Here is an 18,174-nt window from a genome sequence, read left to right on the forward strand (position 1 = left end):
ACGTCCGCGAGTGGATCAAGGACTGGAACGAGGACCCCAAGCCGTTCGTGTGGAAGAAGACTGCCGAAGAGATCCTCGACTCGCTCGCCCGATATATCTCACGAATTTCCGGCGCAGGACACTAGGGAGGAAGACATGCGTGCTGTCGGGGCCGCCGAGATCGCGCCAACGGCCTACGCCTGGGAAATCCGGGCGGAAGGGCTGAAGGTGCGGGTCGGCCGGCGGAAAATGGCGGTGGACGGGCTGGACCTGTCCCTCGGCAAGGGGGTGCACGGCCTGCTCGGGCCGAACGGCGCGGGCAAGACGACGCTGATCCGGGCGCTGGCGACGGTGCTGCGGCCGGCGGAAGGCCGGCTGACGCTGCTCGGTGCGGCGGCCGGGGGGCACACCGGGCAGCGCGGCCTGCGCCGCCGGATCGGTTACCTGCCCCAGAACTTCGGCTACTACAAGCGGTTCACGGTCCGCGAGTTCGTCGAATACCTGGCGTGGCTCAAGGAAATGCCGAAGGCGGACATCCCGGGCGCGGTGCAGCGCGCGATCGAGCGCGTCGGGCTGGCCGACCGCGCCGACGACCGGATGAAGACGCTGTCCGGCGGCATGGTGCGCCGCGTCGGGATCGCGCAGGCGATCGTCAACGACCCGGACATCCTGCTGCTCGACGAGCCGACGGCGGGTCTGGACCCGGCCCAGCGCGTCCGGTTCCGCGAGCTCGTCCAGGAACTGGGTCAGGACTCGTGCGTGCTGATCTCGACGCACCTGGTCGAAGACGTCGGCACAGCGTGTACCGACGTCGTGCTCTTCGCCGAGGGCAAGCTGGTCTTCCAGGGCACCCCCGCCGAACTGGCCGCGGCGGGGACCCCGGACCACGTCGGCGACAGCCCGATCGAGCGCGGCTATTCGGCGCTGCTGAACCACGAGCCGGGCAAGGGGGCGTGGTGATGGTCTTCCGCATCGAACTGCGGCGCTCCATCGCGCCCTGGGCCGGGCTGGCGCTCGTCGTGGTCGCGCTCGGGTACCTGTTCCTGCTGTCCGGCCCGTGGTGGAAGGTGCCCGCGCCGTGGACGGGGAACACGACGACCACCGCGTTGTGGCTGCGGTTCCTCCTGGTGTTCCTGTGGCCGATCGCCGTCGGCGCCGGGGCGATCCAGGGCATGCGTGACAGCCGGTCCGGCGTGGTCGAGCTGTTGTCCACGACGTCACGGCCGGGGTGGCACCGGGCGCTGCGGCTGGCCGGGGCGGTGGGGGCGCTGAGCGCGCTCGGGTTCGTGCTGGTGTTCGGCGTCGGCCTGGCCGAGGTGCTCGGGCACGGCGGGTTCGTGTCCGCGAGCTTCCTGCCGGTCCTCTTCGTCGGCCTGCTCGCCATCGTGGCCGGGAGCTGGGTCGGCCTGGCGATCGGGCGGCTGCTGCCGCACCCGCTGACCGCGCCCGCGCTGGCCGTGCTGACCCTGGTGGTGTCGGTGCTGGCCTGGGCGTCGGGCGGGCTTTCGCTGTCCTACAGCCGATTCGGGTTGCTGGCGCCGACCCTCGAGGAACCGCGGGGCGCGCTGGTGACGACGTCGACCTCGGTGGACCTCGGGCAGACGGCGTGGTTCCTCGGGCTCGCCCTGACGGGGTTCCTGCTGCTGGCGGCGAACTCCGCGCGGGCCCGGGTCCTCGGCCTGCTGCCGGTGGTGGCCGGAGCGGCGATCGCCCTGCCGGTCTTCCCGGCCTCCGCCGATGGTCTCGTAGCCGCCGACAGCATCGCCGCGCAGAAGCTCTGCGACGGGCCGATCTGCGTCAGCCGGGCGCACGAGGACAGGCTGGCCGCGCTGGCCGGCCCGGGCCGCGAAGCGCTGGCGATGTTGGCGAAGCTGCCCGGCGCGCCGACCCGGATCGAGGAGCAGACGGCGCCGAACTCCGTCGCCGGCCGGCCCGCTCGCGATTCCGGCGTCGTCTACCTGGACTTCCAGATCAACGACGAGCTGCTCACGGCGGACGCGAGTGCCCTGCGGGTCGCGGTGCTGTCCGGGGCCGGGCTGCCCGCGTGCATGCCACCGAGTTACGGCGACCTGTCCGACATGGGCGGCCGCATGATCGCGGCGGCGTACTTCACCGGCGAGCTGAAGCCGCTGCCCGAGTACGGTGGCAGCTGGTTCCGCCAGGAGTCCGGCCGGCTCGAGCAGGTGTGGCAGAAGTTCCGCGCGCTGCCGGCGGACGTGCGGTTCGCCCGGGTGGCCGCACTGCGCCAGGTACTGCTGACCTGCAACGGCGACCCGCTCGACACGCTCGTGCCGGGGGCGCTGCGATGAGGTGGGCGATCCTCTACGCCCGGTCGAGGCAGCTCCCGGCGGCGTTCGCGGCGCTGCTGGTGGCCACGGCCGGCCTGTGGTTCCTGGGCCGCGACTCGTGGGGCACCCTGCTGGTGGTGCTGACGCTGGCGGCCGGGGTCGCGGTGGCGGCGATCGGCCTGAGCGGCCAGGACGCCGACCTCGACCGGGCCGCGGCGCTGCCGTGGCCGGTCCGGCGGTTCGCCCACCTGGCCCTGATCGGCCTCACGACGGGCGCGCTGGTGCTGGGAGTGCAGCACTTGGGCACGCCGATTATCGACTTGTCGATCATAGTCCGTGACGCGGCGGGCTTGGCGGGCTTGGCCGGCCTCGCGGCCACGGTGGCGGGCGGCCAGTTCGGCTGGACGCTCTCGCTGGCGTGGTGCGCGGTCGGCCCGTTCGTCCCGGACGACGACTCGACCGGCACCCGCATCACCGCGTGGATGCTGCAACCCCCGGCCACGGCGGCGGCGACGTGGACGGCGGTGGTGCTGGCGGCAACGGGAGCGGCGGCCTACGCGGCCTGGGGCGGCCGCCGGTAGCGGGTTTCCCGCGGCGGCTCAACCGAAAGGCGCGGCCGGGCGTGGATGCCGTGGCCGGACGCGGATGCCGCGTGACCGGTTCCGCCCAGGCACGGGGAACTCCGCCCCGGAAAGGAACTTCGTTGCGCGCACTCAAATCCTTGCTGGCCGTCGCCGCGGTCGCCGGCACCCTCCTCACCGGCACCACCGCCGCCCAAGCGGCCGGGACCGGCTGGACCATGACCTTCGGCGCCACCCAGACCAAGGGGACCATCACCTGGACCGGCGGCCGCACGGTCTACATCACCGGCTCGCTCCACGCGGCGAGCGGCCTGCGCCGGGTCTGCTACTGGGGATCCAACGGCATCTACGACTCCGGCAACGCGAAGTGCCATGCCGCCAACGCCGGCGAGACCGTCACCTGGCACGACGACCCGCTCTCCATCGACGTCCCGGGTGGTGTCCAGAAGGTCTACGCGGTGCTGTACATCGACGACTACGAGCCCGTGCACCAGGTGTGGTGCACCCGCGCCGCCTGCGGCACCATGTCGTGACCCGGCGGTGCGGGCACCCCCAGCGCCCGCACCGGCGGCCCTCAGACGTTGCGGATGTTCGTCTCCAGCTCCAGGGGTTCCCGGTCCCAGTCCTCGACGCCGAAGGCGAGGATGCGGGCCGGGTGGATGCGGATCACCGCGTCGTCGAAGTGGTTGTCCGGGAGGCTGACGCCGACCAGTGCTTCCGCGCGGCCGCGGATCTCCAGGCAGCGGACCCGCCACGGGTTCGTCGACGGGAGGTCGTCGACGACGAACGCGACCTGGTCATTCGTCGCGATGTTGCGGAACTTCTTGCTGGTGCGCAGGTTGTGCCCGGTGACGTCGACGGTCTTCTCGTCCGGGTTGTAGCGGAAGCCGACCGGGTTGACCTGGAGCTTGCCGTCGGGCTGGGCCGTCGCCAGGCGGCCGAGGGGCTGGTCAGCGAGGTACGCGAGCTCTGCTTCGGTGAACATGCGTCCAGCATTCAACTTCAAGCGAGCTTGAAGTCAAGAGAAGACGCCGTCGGCGAACACGAGCTTCGTGAACCGCTCGCCGATCCGGCGGTGCGCCGCCGGGTCCGGGTGCAGGTTGTCCGGCAGCGGGAACTCCGCGAAGTCGGCTTCGCCGTACAACGCGCGGCCGTCGAGGTAGTGCAGCCGGGCGTCCCGCCGGGCCGCCACGATCCGCTCCAGCTCGGCGCGGATGACCTCCAGCGTCAGCTTGCCCGCCGCCGTCTCGGCGGGGTCGCCGGTGGCCCGGAACCGCACCTCGCCCGCGGCCAGCGCCTCGTGGTCGAAGTCCCCGGGCCCCGGCGTCCGCTCGTGGATCGGGCAGAGGATCGGCGAGACGACCAGCAGCGGCGTGTCCGGGTGCCCGTCGCGGATGGTGTCGAGGAACCCGTGCACGGCCGGGCCGAACGCGCGCAGCCGCATCAGGTCCGCGTTGACGACGTTGATGCCGAGCTTGACGCTGATCAGGTCGGCCGGGGTGTCCCGCAGCGCGCGGGCGGTGAACGGGTCGAGCAGCGCGTTGCCGCTGAACCCGAGGTTCACCAGGTCCACTCCGGCCGCGGTGGCGGCGAGCGCGGGCCACGTCCCGGACGGCGTCGCCGCGTTCGAGCCGTGGCTGATCGAGCTGCCGTGGTGCAGCCAGACCCGGCCGCGGGCCGGCCCGGTCTCGACCGGCGCGTCGGTGCGCAAGGCCACCAGCTCGGTGATCTCGTTGTGCGGCAACCAGATCTCGACGTCCTTGAAGCCGTCGCCGAGGCCGGCGAACCGGACGCGGCCGGTCGGGCCGTCGGCCCGCGACCCGGCGCCGGTGCGCGGATCGACGGTCAGCGTGCTGCCGCCCTCGACGACGCCCGACTGCGCGAGGCGGCCGTCGACGAGCAGGTCGTAGACGCCGTCCGGGCGCGGCGGGGCACCCGCGTACACCAGCTTCGTGGGCCGCGTTTCCAGCTCGACGACGTCGGCGCGGGTCCGGAACCGCAGCCGGACGCCCGCGGGCTGTGCCTCGGCCATGGCCAGGCGCGGGTCAGTGTTCTGGGCTCGTGCGCGGGCGGGCAGCCGGTGCGGGACCAGGCCGAGTTCGGTGGGCTCCAGTTCGAGCGCGCCGCGAACCAGCGAGGCGGTGAGGGCGGTGGTGATCATGTCTGCGGCCAATCGCGGAGAAGGGTGTCGAGGACGGCCAGGATCCGGGTCCAGGACTCCTGGGAGGCGGGGGAGCTGTGGTCGAAGCCGCCCTGGGACTCCAGGTCGACGTAGCCGTGGAAGACGCTGCCCAGCAGCCGGACGGCGTGCGTCTCGTCCGGCCCGGTGAGGTCGTAACCGCGCAGGATCGCGCGCATCATCTGCGAGTGCCGGACCCCGGCACTCGCGGCGGCGGTCTCCGGGTCGAGCCGGAACCGCGCGGCGGCGTACCGCCCGGGGTGCTCCCGGGCGTAGTCGCGGTAGACGTCGGCGAAGGCCACGAGCGCGTCGCGCCCCGCCCGCCCCGCCAGCGCTGCGGCGGCCCGGTCGGCGAGCTCCTCCAGTGCGAGCAGGGCGATCTTCGTCCGCAGGTCGTGGGCGTTCTTGACGTGCGAATACAGGCTCGCGACCTTGACGTCGAACCGCCGCGCCAGCTCCGACGGCGTCACCTGCTCGAAGCCGGCCTCGTCGGCCAATTCCGCCCCGGCGCGCACGACGCGTTCCGTGGTCAACCCAGCACGAACCATGACTACACTCCCTTTTGCCTAAAGCGAGTGTAGATCAGCCTAAAGTCTTTAGGCAAATAGGGCGTCGCCCCAGCTGGACTGCGGGGTCGGGCCCGGCGGGACGGCGAAGTGCGCCGAGCCGGTGTGCTGGACGTACTCCATCATCGCGTCCTTCGACGAGAGCGCCTGCTGCATCGGGACGTACTGCTTGCGCGTGTCCCGGTTGAACGCCAGGAAGAACAGCCCGGCCTCCAGGTGCCCGACGCCGTCCGAGCCGTCGACGAAGTTGTAGCCGCGGCGCAGGATCCGGGTCCCGTTCAAGGCCTGGTGCGACGCGAGCCGGATGTGGGCGTCCTCGGCGATCAGCTTCTCGCCGCCCGCGCCACCGACGTCCAGGTCGATCTCGTCGAACTCGTTTTGCTGGCCCAGCGCCGCACCGACGCCCTTCGTGCGGCCGATGATCTTCTGCTGGCCGTCGAGGGTCTCGCGGTCCCACGTCTCGATGTGCATCCGGATCCGGCGCGCCACCAGGTAGCTGCCGCCCGCCATCCAGGCCTGCCCGTCGGCCGGCGTGGCCCACACCTGGTCGCGCAGGAAGTCGGTGTCCTCGGACTTGATGTTGTTCGTGCCGTCCTTGAAGCCGAACAGGTTCCGCGGTGTCTGCTGCGCCCGCGACGTCGACGAGCTGCGGCCGAAGCCGAGCTGCGACCAGCGGACCTCGGTGACGCCGAAGCCGAGCCGCACCAGGTTGCGCACCGCGTGCACGGCGACCTGCGGGTCGTCCGCGCACGCCTGGATGCACAGGTCGCCGCCGCTGCGCGTGGGGTCCAGCTTGTCCTTCGGGAACAGCGGCAGGTCGATCAGCTGCGGCGGCCGCTTCGCCGCGAGACCGAAGCGGCCGTCGAACAGCGACGGCCCGAAACCGATGGTCAGCGTCAGGTGCGACGCCGGCAGGTCGAGCGCCTCGCCGGTGTCGCCCGGCGGGGCGAACTCGCCGCCGCCGACCGCGCCGTTCGTGACGACCTCCTGGCCCGCCGTCATCCGGCGGGCCGCGTCGGTCCACGTCTTGAGCAGCTGCCGCAGCTTCTCGCGGTCGGTGGTCGTCACGTCCAAGGCGGCGAAGTGCAGGTTCGCCTGGGCCGGCGTGACGATCCCGGCCTGGTGCTCGCCGTGGAAGTCGACGGTGGTCACCGACGCCTCGGCGTTGCTGTTGGTCGCCTTGTCGATCCCGATGCCCGCCGCGGCCCCGGCCCCGGCGAGCGCGACACCCGCTCCCGCCAGGCCGAAGAGCTTCCGACGGGAGACGCGGGTTGAGTCTTCGGTCTCGCCTTTCAAGGTCACCGTGACACAACCTCCGCAACCTTGCTCAGCGGCTCGCTCAGCGCGTCGACGGCACTGGCGAACGCCTTGATCTCGTCCTGCGACAGCTGGTCGTACAGCTTGTAGCCGTCCCCGACGCGGGTCTTGTCGAGCAGGCCCTGCACGTTCGCGAACTCCTTGTCCAAAGTGGACACGAGGGCGGGGTCGCGCTCCTGCAGCAGCGGCCGCAGCGAGGTGATCGCGCCCTTCGAGCCGTCCACGTTGGCCTGGAAGTCCCACAGGTCCGTGTGCGAGAAGGTCTCCTCCTCGCCGGTGATCTTGCCGGTGGCGACCTCGTCGAGCAGGCCCTTCGCGCCGTTGGCCAGGTCGAGCGCGGTCAGCTGCAGCGTCTTCGACTTCGTGACGAGGTCCTTGACGTCGGTGAGCAGCTTGTCCGCGATCTGGGAGCTGTCGGGCTTCAAGCCGGTGACGTACAGGTCCTTCTCCAGCCGGTGGAACCCGGTGAACTGCTGGCCCGGCTCGAGGTCGGCCTCGCGGACGTCGATCGCCGGGTCGAGGTCGCCGAACTTCTCGGCGACCGGCTCGATGCGCTCGTAGTAGATCCGGGTGCGCGCGTACGCGGCCTTCGCCTCGTCGGCCTTGCCCGCCTTGACGAGGTCGACGAACTTGCCCGTCTCCTCCTCCAGTGCGGTGGTGTTGTTGGCGACGTAGTCGGCGTAGCTCTTGGTGGCCTGGGCCTTCTGGGCGTTGGCGTCGGTCTGCTTCGCCGCGCCGCCGGTGATGGTGAAGTCGCCGCGGATGCCGTTGCCGGCCATGCCCGGCTTGCACGCGGTCTGGTACTTGCCCGCGTCGGACGCCTCGACGATCAGCCGCCGGTTGAGGCCCGGCGCGATGTTCTCGACCTCGCCGATGATCCGGTCACCCTCGGCGTAGAGGTAGAACTCGGTGACCTTGGCGCCCTTGTTGGTGATCTCGAAGGTGACGTTGCCCGCGGCGGCGGTGTTGACCGAGACGGTGCACGCGGTGTCCGAGGCCTCGACCTTGATCGGGCCGCCGGCGGCGCCCGTCTCGGTGCCGGAGCCGGTGCTGCCCTGGCCGTCGCACGCGGCGAGCGTCACCAGCGCGGCGGCGCCGGCGACCAGGGCCAGCGGGGTTCTGTGGGTCTTGCGCACGGTCACTCCTTCGGGGCGGCCGCGGCGGCGGGCGCCGGCGCGGTCTTCTTGCTGGGCTTGAGGAAAAGGGGCAGCACGATGACGACGTAGGCGACCCACGCGATGGCCTGCAGCACGGTCGTCTGCTGCGAGTAGTTGAGGATGCCCTTGAGCAGGGCGCCGTACCAGGACGTCTCCGGCAGCACGTTCGACGCGTCGAAAGCGAGGGTGTTGATGCCCGGCAGGAACGCGGCCTCCTGGAGGTCGTGCAGGCCGTAGCCGAGCACGCCGGCCGCGACGAACACGAGCAGCACGCCGGTGATCGTGAAGAACTTCGACAGGTTGAACCGGACGGCACCGCGGTAGAGCAGGTAGGCCAGGATGACCGCGGCCGCGATGCCGATGGCGAACCCGATCAGCGGCTGCACGGTGTCCGACTGCGCGGTCTGCACGGCGGAGTAGAAGAACACGGCGGTTTCGAGGCCCTCGCGGCCGACCGCGAGGAAGGACAGCAGCAGCACGGCCATCGGGCCGACGTCCAGCGCGTCGTCCATCTTCCCGCGCAGCTCGGCGGCGATGCTCTTGGACGCCTTGCGCATCCAGAAGATCATCGCCGTGACGAACACGACGGCCACGATCGACAGGCTCCCGCCGAGCAGCTCCTGGTGCTCGAACGAGAGCTGGGCGGTCGTGTAGGTCAGGACCGCGCCGACGGCGATCGACAGCAGCACCGCCGCGCCGACCCCGGGCCACACCCAGCGCAGCGCGTGGCGCCGCTCGGTCTTGACCAGGAAGGCCACGAGGATGCTGACGACGAGCGCAGCCTCCAGGCCTTCGCGTAGCCCGATCAGCGCGCTCGAGAACAACACCGGTCCACCTCCTTGTTCTTCTGGTCCCGTGAAGTTTTTAGGTAAGGCTCACCTGTAAGTCCAGCGAGCGCACCTCCCAGGAAGCCCGAAAAACCGGGCAAAAGGGACCGGGAGTGGAAGTTAGGTTAGGGTAACCGCAGGTCAGCGCACTGCGCGTCGACTCGATAACAAAATCTGTGACGTCGCTGGCAGCGGACCTGTTTTTACCCTGCGTTTGCCTGGTCAGGCGTCCGTGGTCCCTCTTGAGTGGCTCCGTAACCTGATCGGGTGGCCGAAACCGCTCAGCCGACCGTCACGCCTCCGGACTCGCCGCCCTCGGGTGGTCCACCGCGGCGCTATCTCGGCCGGGCGGCGCTCGCGGTGGGTCTGGTGCTCACCGGAGTGGTCCTCGTCCTCACCATCGGTGTCCGGAACCCGGATACGCCGGCGGCCCCGCCGCCGCCCCAGCCGGCGCTCGCCATCCCGGTGCAGCGCCCGCAGCCCGGCGCGGAGTCGCCGCGGGCCGGGCTCGCCGCGCCGGTCGACCGGCCGCAGGTGTCCGACCAGGCCGAGCTCGACGCGTGGTCGACGCGCGTCGCGGGCAAGACGCACATCCCGGCGCGCGTGGTTTCGGCGTACGGCCGGGCGGAGATGTGGATGCAGCGCCAGAAGCCGACGTGCCACCTGTCGTGGGCGACGCTCGCGGGCATCGGCCGGGTCGAGGCCGAGCGCGGGAAGTTCGACCTCTCGGCGATCCGGCCGGACGGCCGCGTCGTCATGCCGGTGGTCGGCCCGCCGCTGGACGGCTCGCCCGGCGTCCCGGCGGTGCACGACACCGACGGCGGCAAGCTCGACGGCGACAAGTCGTGGGACCACCTGATCGGTCCGCTGCAGTTCCCGCCGGCGACGTGGAAGAAGTACCAGGAGCGCGCCAACGGCGACGGCGGCTCGCCCGACCCCCAGAACGTCGACGACGCGGCCTTCACGGCGGCGCGCTACCTGTGCTCGGGCGGCGACGACCTGGGCACCCCGGCCGGCTGGTGGCGGGCGATGCTGTTCTACAACTCGGCCGTGACGTACGGCCAGGACGTCTTCAGCGCGGCGGACGCCTACGCGGAGGCGAGCGTCGCGCCGTGAGGCTTACAGCTCCCGGTCGGCGAAAAACGGCGTGATCGCCGTCAGCACGAGCAGCAGCACTCCGGCGTACGCACCCAACGTGGCGAAGATCCCCATTTTCGTTCCCTCCTGGTTCCTTGCGGTCTGGAACCAGCTTCGCCCAGGGAAGGGTGTTCGCGGATCGGCCGAGGGGCCCGCAGAGATCGGCCGAAAGTACGGTCCTCCGGCCCTGGTGCCCAGTCCCTCGGGGGAGGTGCTCAGTCCCGGAGCGCGATGTGCGCCTTGACCTCGCTGATCGCTTCCAGGTACTCCGGCACCGGGTTCATCGCCGAGGCCATCCGCATCTGCGCCAGTGCCTCGACGAACCGGCCGAGGCGCTGGAGGGTGCGGCCCAGGATGAAGCGGGCGTAGTGGTCCGTCGGATCCAGCTCCAGCACCCGCGTGAACGCCTGCTCGGCGCGCCGCAACTGGGCGGAGTGGAAGTAGGCGCGCCCGGCCAGCAGGTGCACCGACGGTTTGTCCGTCTCGGATTCCAGGAGCGGTTGCAACGCCTTCAGCGCGTCGAGCGGGCGACGGCGGCCGACGAGGTCTTCGGCCTGGCGGAAGGCATGGAACCGCGACTCCTCGGGAGGCTGCGAAGCAGCTGCGGCGTCCGTCATGGTCACTCCCACTTTACCTCGGGAGAGGGGCTAACACACGCCCGTGAACGGGACATGATGGACTGTGCCGCCATGAGCAGCGGGTACCGGGGCTTGGCGCCCTACCTCTACTACGCCGACGCCACCGCGGCGCTGGCCTGGCTGACCAGGGTCTTCGGGTTCACCGAGGAGGTCCGCTTCTGCGACGCCGCGGGCGAGGTCTTCCAGGCGACGCTTCGCGCGGGCGACGCGCGGATCCAGCTCGCGGGCGTCGGCCCGGACTACTGGCAGGCCAAGGGCGTCGACGGCCCGGTCGGCCAGCTCAACATCCTGTACGTCGACGACGTCGACGCCTGCTACGCGCGGATCGGTGCGGCGCTCGGTGACGAGGGCGAGCTCGACCCGCCGCAGGACCAGCCCTACGGCGCGCGGGTGTTCACCGTCGCCGATCTCGGCGGCAACAGCTGGACGTTCTGGCAGCAGACGTCCGACGTCGTGGAGCTGCCGCCGGGCTGGCGGGCCGTCCGCGCGGACGGCTGAAGACGCTCGCGGACCGGCCGCTACCGGCCGTGCCTCCAACGGGTGAACTGCGGTGACGGCTAGGCTGGGCGCGAAACCGCAGGCACGACGTACCGAGGAGCATGGCGTGGCTCTCATCGAGCAGGTAGGCGCGCGCGAGATTCTGGACTCGCGCGGCAACCCGACCGTCGAGGTGGAGGTCGCCCTCGACGACGGCACCCTGGCCCGGGCCGCCGTCCCGTCGGGCGCGTCCACCGGCGAACACGAAGCGGTCGAGCTCCGCGACGGCGACACCGGTCGCTACAACGGCAAGGGCGTCGAGCGCGCGGTCGCCGCGGTGCTCGACGAGATCGGCCCCGAGATGGTCGGCATCGAAGCCGTCGACCAGCGGATCGTCGACCAGAAGCTGGTCGACCTCGACGGCACGCCGGCGAAGTCCCGCCTCGGTGCGAACGCCATCCTCGGCGTCTCGCTGGCCGTCGCGAAGGCCGCCGCCGAGTCGGCCGACCTGGACCTCTTCCGCTACCTGGGCGGGCCGAACGCGCACGTGCTGCCGGTCCCGATGCTGAACATCCTCAACGGCGGTTCGCACGCGGACAGCAACGTCGACGTCCAGGAGTTCATGATCGCGCCGATCGGCGCGGAGACCTTCCGCGAGGCTCTGCGCTGGGGCGCCGAGGTCTACCACTCGCTGAAGTCGGTGCTGAAAGGCCGCGGCCTTTCGACCGGTCTGGGCGACGAGGGCGGCTTCGCGCCGAACCTGGCGAACAACCGCGAGGCGCTCGACCTGATCCTGCAGGCCATCGAGAAGGCCGGTTACACGCCGGGCCGTGACGTCGCGCTCGCGCTCGACGTCGCCGCGACGGAGTTCTTCGCCGACGGCGCGTACACCTTCGAGGGCAGCAAGAAGAGCGCCGAGCAGATGTCGGCGTACTACGCCGAGCTGATCCGCGACTACCCGATGGTCTCCATCGAGGACCCGCTGAGCGAGGACGACTGGGACGGCTGGGTCACCCTGACCGCCGAGGTCGGCGAGAAGGTCCAGATCGTCGGCGACGACCTGTTCGTCACCAACCCGGACCGGCTCGAGGAAGGCATCACTCGCCGCGCCGCCAACGCGCTGCTGGTGAAGGTCAACCAGATCGGCACCCTGTCCGAGACGCTCGACGCGATCTCGCTGGCCACGTCGTTCGGCTACAAGTCGATGATGAGCCACCGCTCCGGCGAGACCGAGGACACGTTCATCGCGGACCTCGCGGTCGCCACCAGCGTCGGCCAGATCAAGACCGGTGCTCCGGCCCGCGGCGAGCGGATCGCCAAGTACAACCAGCTGCTGCGCATCGAGGAGACCCTCGGTGACGCCGCCCGGTACGCCGGCGAGCTGGCCTTCCCGCGGTTCAGCGCCGAGGGCTGAGCCTGCTATGGCGGACCGGGGGAGGGCACCACGCAGCCGGGGCGGCAGCCGCGCCGCCGGCGGCGGTGCCACGCGGGTAGGCGGGTCTTCACGGGCCCGCCGCCCCGAGGCGGCGCGGGCCCGCCGCACCGGCGACGCGGAGACGACCAGGGACCGGCTGCGCCGGGGCCTTGCGCAGAAACGCGCGTCGGGTGCGGCGAAGGTGCTCGGCATGTCCACCACCCGCCGCGCGGCGGTGGTGGCGATCGTGGTGTGCGCCTTGGCGTTCACCATCGCCGTGCCGCTGCGCACGTACCTCTCCCAGCGGACCGAGATCCGCCAGCAGCAGGCGCAGCAGGCGTTGCTGCAGCAGACGGTCGCTCAGCTCCAGGGCCGCAAGGCGGAGCTGAGCGACCCGGCGCAGATCGAGGCGGAGGCCCGGCGCCGGCTCCGCTACGTCAAGCCGGGCGAGACGCCGTACATCGTCCAGCTGCCCGAGGACAAGGCCCAGGACACGGTCCCGCAGCCGGGCCAGCAGCAGATCCCGGACGGCTCCTGGTACGACAACCTCTGGAACCAGGTCTCCGGCGGCTGACGTCCCCCGGGCTTCCAAACGCCCCAATGTGGCGTTGGGTGCATCTGACGCACCCAATGTGGCGTTGGGTGCGTTGAACGCACCCAACGCCACAATGGGGCGTATGGGTCGCGGCCGGGTGGTGAGCCCCACGCATTAACCTTGAGCGCGTGAACAGCACGCAGCAGCACCGGTTCGAGCCCGTCACCGACGCCGACCGCGAGGTCATCGCGGAGCAGCTCGGACGGCCGCCGCGGGCGTTGCGGGCCGTCGCCGCGCGGTGCCCGAGCGGGCACCCTTCCGTCGTGCAGACCAGCCCGCGGCTGGAGAACGGCACGCCGTTCCCGACGCTCTACTACTTGACCTGCCCGAAGCTGAACTCGATGATCGGCACGATCGAGGCGTCCGGGATCATGAAGGAGATGACCGAGCGGCTCACCACCGATCCCGAGCTCGCCGCGCAGTACCAGCGCACCCACGAGACCTACCTCGCCGAGCGCGACGCGATCGAGCCCCTCGGCCACCAGGTCACCGCCGGCGGTATGCCCGGCCGCGTCAAGTGCCTGCACGTGCACGTCGCCCACTCGCTCGCGGTCGGTCCCGGCGTGAATCCTTTCGGTGACGAGACCCTCGCGCTCCTTAAGGCGAACGGGTGGCCCGCGGGAGACTGTGCCGAGTAACGAACGCAGGCCGTGAGGAGATAACTGGTCTGGGTGAGCGAAAACCCCGATCCGGGAAGATCCCGACTCCCGAAGGGGTGTAACCGCGCCCCGGGTACGGCAGGCTGTCACCCGAGGGGTTCCGGCCAGGAGGGTTTCGAGTTATGCGTGTGCGGCGACTGCCTGACGCAGTCGGGAGCTACGCCCGAAGATTCGGGATCCGCCACCGCAACGCGTACCCGATCGTCCTCGGCGTCCTTGCGGTGATCCCGGCCCTGGTGGCCGGCGGTGGCGTCCTCGGCTGGCTCGGCGGCAGCGGTGACCACACCCGCGACGCCGCGCTCGCCCAGGGCTACGACCCCGGCCGCGCCGCCATCCAGCAGATCGCCGTCGACGGCACCCTCCCCGGCGCCCCCATCCCGCTGCCGCTGCCGGCCTACGAACTCCCCGACGGTCCCCTCGGCATCCCGGCCACCGCGCTCGCCGCGTACCACAACGCCGCCGACATCCTCGGCCGCGAGCAGCCCGCGTGCCACATCGACTGGGCGCTGATCGCCAGCATCGGCCGCATCGAGTCCAACCACGCCCGCGGCGGGTACGTCGACGCCGCCGGCACCACGCGCGAGCCGATCCTCGGCCCGGAGCTCAACGGCCAGGGCGGGTTCGCCGCGATCCCGGACACCGACCAGGGCCTGCTCGACACGGACCCGGTGTGGGACCGCGCGGTCGGCCCGACCCAGTTCATCCCGGGGACCTGGCGCGGTTACGCCTCCGACGGCAACGGCGACGGCAAGTCCGACCCCAACAACATCTTCGACGCGGCCCTGGCCACCGGCCGCTACCTCTGCTCGGGCGGCTTCGACCTGGGCAACCCGGACCAGCTGCGCGGCGCGATCTACCGCTACAACAACTCCGACACGTACGTGAACACGGTGGTCCTCTGGGCCGACGCGTACCGCAGCGGCATCATGCAGATCCCGGACAGCACGATCCCGATCGGCGCGCCCAACGCGGCGTCCGGGCCCCCGCCGCCGTCGATCCCGCCCCCGCCGGTCCCGACGACGACCCCGGCCGCCCCGCCGACGACGACCACACCGGGCGGCACGACCTCGCCGCCCCCGACGTCGTGCGCGTCGCCGACGACGACCACGACCACGACGACGGAGATCAGCGTCATCACGGTGACGAGCCCGCCGCCGACCACGACTCCGACCAGCGAAACGCCCACCACGCCACCACCGCCGACGACGACCACGAAACCGGGCTGCGGTGCGACGGTCACCTCGGTCAGCACGTCGACCACTCCGACCACGACCACCGTCGGACCTCCCTCGACGTGACCGCGGACGCGTCACTTTCATAGGGAAAGATGCGTATTCGGCCCCGCGAGTGGCACTTTCACGACGAAAGTGGCGGGTTGACTAGGGTGGATCCCATGCCTCGTGTTGCCGCGATCGACTGTGGGACCAACTCCATCCGCTTGCTCGTCGCCGAGCTGACCCCGCGCCACGACGGCACGGTGGACCTGCGCGACCTGCACCGCGAGATGCGCATCGTCCGGCTCGGCCAGGGCGTCGACGCCACCGGCGAGCTCGCCCCCGAAGCGCTCGAACGCACCCGCGTCGCGCTCGCCGACTACACGATCGCGGCCCGCCGCAAGGGCGCCGAGAAGGTGCGCATGGTCGCCACCTCCGCGACCCGCGACGCGAAGAACCGCGACGACTTCTTCCGCATGACGCGCGAGACCCTCGGCGTCGAGGCCGAGGTGATCAGCGGTGACGAGGAAGCCCGGCTCAGCTTCACCGGCGCCGTCGGGGAGCAGGACCCGGACGACGGCCCGTTCGTCGTGGTCGACGTCGGCGGCGGCTCGACCGAGCTCGTCCTCGGCACCTGGGACGGCCGCAAGGCCGAGGTGCTCGCCGCGAAGTCCGTCGACATCGGGTGCGTCCGGATCACCGAGCGCGCCCTCAAGAGCGACCCGCCGACCGCCGGGGAGATCGCCGCCGCCCGCGACCTCGCCGGGAAGGTGCTGGCCGAGGCGTTCGACGTCGTCGACGTCTCGCGCGCGAAGACCTGGGTCGGTGTCGCCGGCACGGTGACGACGCTCTCGGCCATCGCCCTCGGCCTCGCGGAGTACGACAGCGAGCGCGTCCACCTGTCCAAGCTGGACGCCGCGGACATCGACCGGCTCGCCTCGGGCCTGCTGCACGCCGACCACGCCACCCGCGCGGCGAACCCGGTGATCCACCCCGGCCGGGTCGACGTGATCGGCGGGGGCGCCGTGGTGGTCCAGACCCTCGCCGAGCAGCTCGCGGCCCGCGGCGGCCCGACCGAGCTGATCGTCAGCGAGCACGACATCCTCGACGGCATCGCGCTTTCCCTCGTCTAGACCGGTCACGTTCGGTCACTTCGACGTGACGCGCCCGCGGCGGTGGTGCAGGCCACCGCCGCTCGTTCGCGTGCCCGAAATGGCTTGTGCCACAACGGATTTCGCGACCCACCCTGGGTGAGCGCGCGATGACAAGGCGTCCGGACTACTCCGTCCGGAGTATCCGTATTCCTACGTTGGTCGTACTCCAACCAGGTGGCGTGTGAGGTCGTCACACATTTGCAACACCGCACTCCTGTGATCACCTTCGCCGCCCCCGATAGCGTGCGTCCCATCTTTCGGACAGCCGGATTGTGGAGGGGATCATGCGTCGTTCGCGCAGGCTCTGGGGAAGTTCCGCGGTGGTGACCACGCTGGCACTGGTGCTCGCCGCCTGTGGCGGTGGTAGCTCAGGCGACTCCACGGGCTCGGGCGGGACGGACCCGGACGGCACGGTCAGCGTCTACGGCACGGAACCGCAGAACGCGCTGGTCCCGACCAACATCAACGACCTCGGCGGCACCAAGGCCATCCAGGTCATGTTCGCCACGCTGGTCGGCTTCAAGGGAGCGGACGCACAGCCGTTCAACCTGATGGCCGACTCGATCACGACGACCGACTCCAAGGTCTACGACATCAAGATCAAGCAGGGCTGGAAGTTCCACGACGGCACCGAGGTGAAGGCGCACAACTTCGTCGACGCCTGGAACTACGGGGCCTACGGCCCGAACGGCCAGCTCAACACCGACTTCTTCTCGAACATCCAGGGTTACAAGGACGTCCACCCCGCGGACGAGAACGCCAAGCCGGCCACGGACAAGATGTCCGGCCTGGTCCTCAAGGGCGACTACGAGTTCCAGGTGACGCTGGACGGGCCGTTCTCGGTGTTCTCGATCAAGGTCGGCTACCAGGCGTTCGCGCCGCTGCCCGACGTGTTCTTCAAGGACCCCAAGGGCTTCGAGCAGCACCCGGTCGGCAACGGCCCGATGAAGTTCGTCTCGCGGACGCCGAACCAGGACATCAAGCTCACCCGCTTCGACGACTACAAGGGTGACGACAAGGTCCACTTCAAGGACCTGAACATCAAGATCTACGCCAGCCAGGAGACGGCCTACCAGGACCTGCTGAGCGGCCGGCTCGACTTCATGGAGGCGCTGCCGCCGTCGGCCGTCGCGGGCGGCAAGTACAAGGCCGACCTCGGCGACCGCCTGGTCACCGGCCACCTGCTCGGGATCAGCACCATCGCGCTGCCGTACTACGTCCAGGGCTACGACAACCTGGAGCTGCGCAAGGCGATCTCGATGGCGATCGACCGGGCCCAGATCACCAAGACCGTCATGAACGACACCTACGTGCCCGCGGACAGCTACATCGCCCAGGGCATCCCGGGTGCGCGCGCCGGCGTCTGCCAGTTCTGCAAGTTCGACCCGGCCGCGGCGAAGGAAGCCTTCGCGAAGTCCGGCTTCAAGGGCAAGCTGACGATCGCGTCCAACGCGGACGGCGGCCGCAAGGAACCGCTGACCGCGGCGTGCAACAGCATCAAGAACACCCTCGGCGTCGAGTGCGACTTCGTGCCGGCCACCGACTTCGGCCAGTGGCGCAGCATCGTGACCGGCAAGAAGCTGACGGGCATGGGCCGGTCGGACTGGTCGGCGGACTACCCGTCCATCGAGGACTTCCTCAACCCGATCTACAAGACCGGCGGCTCCTCGAACGACTCGTCGTACTCGAACCCGCAGGTCGACTCGATCCTCGCCCAGGCGGACGCCACGGCCGACAAGGACGCCGCGGTCAAGCTGTACCAGCAGGCCGAGGACCTGATCGCGAAGGACCTGCCCTCGATCCCGGTGTGGGACGAGAAGGGCGTCGCGGCGAAGTCGAAGAACCTCAAGTCCGCGGGCCTGGACTTCCGGCGCATGCCGGACTACCCGTCCATCGAGGTCCTGAAGAAGTGACGCGCTGACCTGCCGTAACCACCACAACGCCGTCGTGAGTGTTTAGGGCGGTTCTAACCGCCCTAAACACTCACGACAA

General features: G+C 70.6%; 19 protein-coding genes. 12 read left to right on the top strand and 7 right to left on the bottom strand.

Features of this window, described 5'->3' with window-relative positions:
• Window positions 1–135: 135 nt before the first annotated feature.
• From ACLJQZ_RS47620 to ACLJQZ_RS47635, 4 genes are all read left to right on the top strand, one after another.
• Complete coding sequence (locus ACLJQZ_RS47620) at window positions 136–939, top strand: ABC transporter ATP-binding protein (protein WP_410628251.1); 804 nt, start codon at window positions 136–138, stop codon at window positions 937–939.
• Window positions 939–2,288: a hypothetical protein gene (locus ACLJQZ_RS47625; RefSeq protein WP_410628253.1), complete on the top strand. Its 1,350-nt coding sequence runs from the start codon at window positions 939–941 to the stop codon at window positions 2,286–2,288. Before ACLJQZ_RS47620 ends, ACLJQZ_RS47625 begins: the two co-directional genes overlap by 1 nt.
• Window positions 2,285–2,848, top strand: a complete 564-nt coding sequence (locus ACLJQZ_RS47630; RefSeq protein WP_410628254.1) for a hypothetical protein — start codon at window positions 2,285–2,287, stop codon at window positions 2,846–2,848. The genes ACLJQZ_RS47625 and ACLJQZ_RS47630 overlap by 4 nt, the downstream gene beginning before the upstream one ends.
• A gap of 122 nt (window positions 2,849–2,970) precedes the next feature.
• Window positions 2,971–3,381 carry a hypothetical protein gene (locus ACLJQZ_RS47635; protein ID WP_410628256.1) on the top strand — a complete coding sequence of 137 codons (411 nt, stop codon included), beginning with the start codon at window positions 2,971–2,973 and terminating at the stop codon, window positions 3,379–3,381.
• A 41-nt stretch (window positions 3,382–3,422) separates the two neighbouring features.
• On the opposite strand, the gene ACLJQZ_RS47640 is transcribed toward ACLJQZ_RS47635, so the two are convergent.
• From ACLJQZ_RS47640 to efeU, 6 genes are read right to left on the bottom strand one after another with little or no spacing between them, the layout of a single operon-like run.
• Window positions 3,423–3,833 carry a PPOX class F420-dependent oxidoreductase gene (locus ACLJQZ_RS47640; RefSeq protein ID WP_247057880.1) on the bottom strand — a complete coding sequence of 137 codons (411 nt, stop codon included), beginning with the start codon at window positions 3,831–3,833 and terminating at the stop codon, window positions 3,423–3,425.
• A gap of 33 nt (window positions 3,834–3,866) precedes the next feature.
• A complete protein-coding gene (locus ACLJQZ_RS47645) occupies window positions 3,867–5,009 on the bottom strand; it encodes a GDSL-type esterase/lipase family protein (protein ID WP_410628258.1) in 1,143 nt (380 codons plus the stop codon).
• Window positions 5,006–5,575: a TetR/AcrR family transcriptional regulator gene (locus ACLJQZ_RS47650; RefSeq protein WP_326944449.1), complete on the bottom strand. Its 570-nt coding sequence runs from the start codon at window positions 5,573–5,575 to the stop codon at window positions 5,006–5,008. The genes ACLJQZ_RS47645 and ACLJQZ_RS47650 overlap by 4 nt, the downstream gene beginning before the upstream one ends.
• Before the next feature lie 48 nt (window positions 5,576–5,623).
• Entirely contained in the window at window positions 5,624–6,895 is a 1,272-nt protein-coding gene (gene efeB / locus ACLJQZ_RS47655; protein WP_410628260.1) for an iron uptake transporter deferrochelatase/peroxidase subunit, read from the bottom strand.
• Window positions 6,892–8,052, bottom strand: coding sequence for an iron uptake system protein EfeO (gene efeO, locus ACLJQZ_RS47660; protein ID WP_410628262.1), 1,161 nt, complete (start codon window positions 8,050–8,052; stop codon window positions 6,892–6,894). The genes efeB and efeO overlap by 4 nt, the downstream gene beginning before the upstream one ends.
• The gene (efeU, locus tag ACLJQZ_RS47665) at window positions 8,049–8,894 is read right to left on the bottom strand and encodes an iron uptake transporter permease EfeU (RefSeq protein WP_410628264.1); all 846 of its coding nucleotides are present in this window, start codon (window positions 8,892–8,894) and stop codon (window positions 8,049–8,051) included. Before efeU ends, efeO begins: the two co-directional genes overlap by 4 nt.
• 369 nt (window positions 8,895–9,263) lie before the next feature.
• Between efeU and ACLJQZ_RS47670 the strand changes: the two genes are divergently transcribed.
• Entirely contained in the window at window positions 9,264–10,010 is a 747-nt protein-coding gene (locus tag ACLJQZ_RS47670; RefSeq protein WP_410628275.1) for a murein transglycosylase, read from the top strand.
• A gap of 236 nt (window positions 10,011–10,246) precedes the next feature.
• On the opposite strand, the gene ACLJQZ_RS47675 is transcribed toward ACLJQZ_RS47670, so the two are convergent.
• The gene (locus ACLJQZ_RS47675; protein ID WP_247057868.1) at window positions 10,247–10,648 is read right to left on the bottom strand and encodes a tetratricopeptide repeat protein; all 402 of its coding nucleotides are present in this window, start codon (window positions 10,646–10,648) and stop codon (window positions 10,247–10,249) included.
• Window positions 10,649–10,720: 72 nt separating this feature from the next.
• Here ACLJQZ_RS47675 and ACLJQZ_RS47680 point away from each other — a divergent pair, with 72 nt between their 5' ends.
• The 7 genes from ACLJQZ_RS47680 to ACLJQZ_RS47710 all read left to right on the top strand — a co-directional run bounded on the left by ACLJQZ_RS47680 (window position 10,721) and on the right by ACLJQZ_RS47710 (window position 18,095).
• Window positions 10,721–11,167 carry a VOC family protein gene (locus ACLJQZ_RS47680; RefSeq protein ID WP_410628265.1) on the top strand — a complete coding sequence of 149 codons (447 nt, stop codon included), beginning with the start codon at window positions 10,721–10,723 and terminating at the stop codon, window positions 11,165–11,167.
• A 106-nt stretch (window positions 11,168–11,273) separates the two neighbouring features.
• Window positions 11,274–12,560, top strand: coding sequence for a phosphopyruvate hydratase (gene eno / locus ACLJQZ_RS47685; RefSeq protein WP_410628267.1), 1,287 nt, complete (start codon window positions 11,274–11,276; stop codon window positions 12,558–12,560).
• 211 nt (window positions 12,561–12,771) lie between these two features.
• Window positions 12,772–13,134 (top strand): septum formation initiator family protein, encoded by a 363-nt coding sequence (locus ACLJQZ_RS47690; RefSeq protein ID WP_328459201.1) that lies wholly within the window; start codon window positions 12,772–12,774, stop codon window positions 13,132–13,134.
• A 149-nt stretch (window positions 13,135–13,283) separates the two neighbouring features.
• A complete protein-coding gene (locus ACLJQZ_RS47695; RefSeq protein ID WP_410628269.1) occupies window positions 13,284–13,793 on the top strand; it encodes a DUF501 domain-containing protein in 510 nt (169 codons plus the stop codon).
• A gap of 143 nt (window positions 13,794–13,936) precedes the next feature.
• On the top strand, window positions 13,937–15,112 hold the full coding sequence (locus ACLJQZ_RS47700) for a lytic transglycosylase domain-containing protein (RefSeq protein ID WP_410628271.1): 1,176 nt from the start codon (window positions 13,937–13,939) through the stop codon (window positions 15,110–15,112).
• A 95-nt stretch (window positions 15,113–15,207) separates the two neighbouring features.
• Window positions 15,208–16,161 (top strand): exopolyphosphatase, encoded by a 954-nt coding sequence (locus ACLJQZ_RS47705; protein WP_410628273.1) that lies wholly within the window; start codon window positions 15,208–15,210, stop codon window positions 16,159–16,161.
• A 305-nt stretch (window positions 16,162–16,466) separates the two neighbouring features.
• Window positions 16,467–18,095, top strand: a complete 1,629-nt coding sequence (locus tag ACLJQZ_RS47710; protein ID WP_410628274.1) for an ABC transporter substrate-binding protein — start codon at window positions 16,467–16,469, stop codon at window positions 18,093–18,095.
• The last annotated feature ends 79 nt before the right edge of the window (window positions 18,096–18,174 follow it).

Source organism: Amycolatopsis sp. cmx-8-4 (assembly GCF_046548675.1).
GTDB lineage: Bacteria > Actinomycetota > Actinomycetes > Mycobacteriales > Pseudonocardiaceae > Amycolatopsis.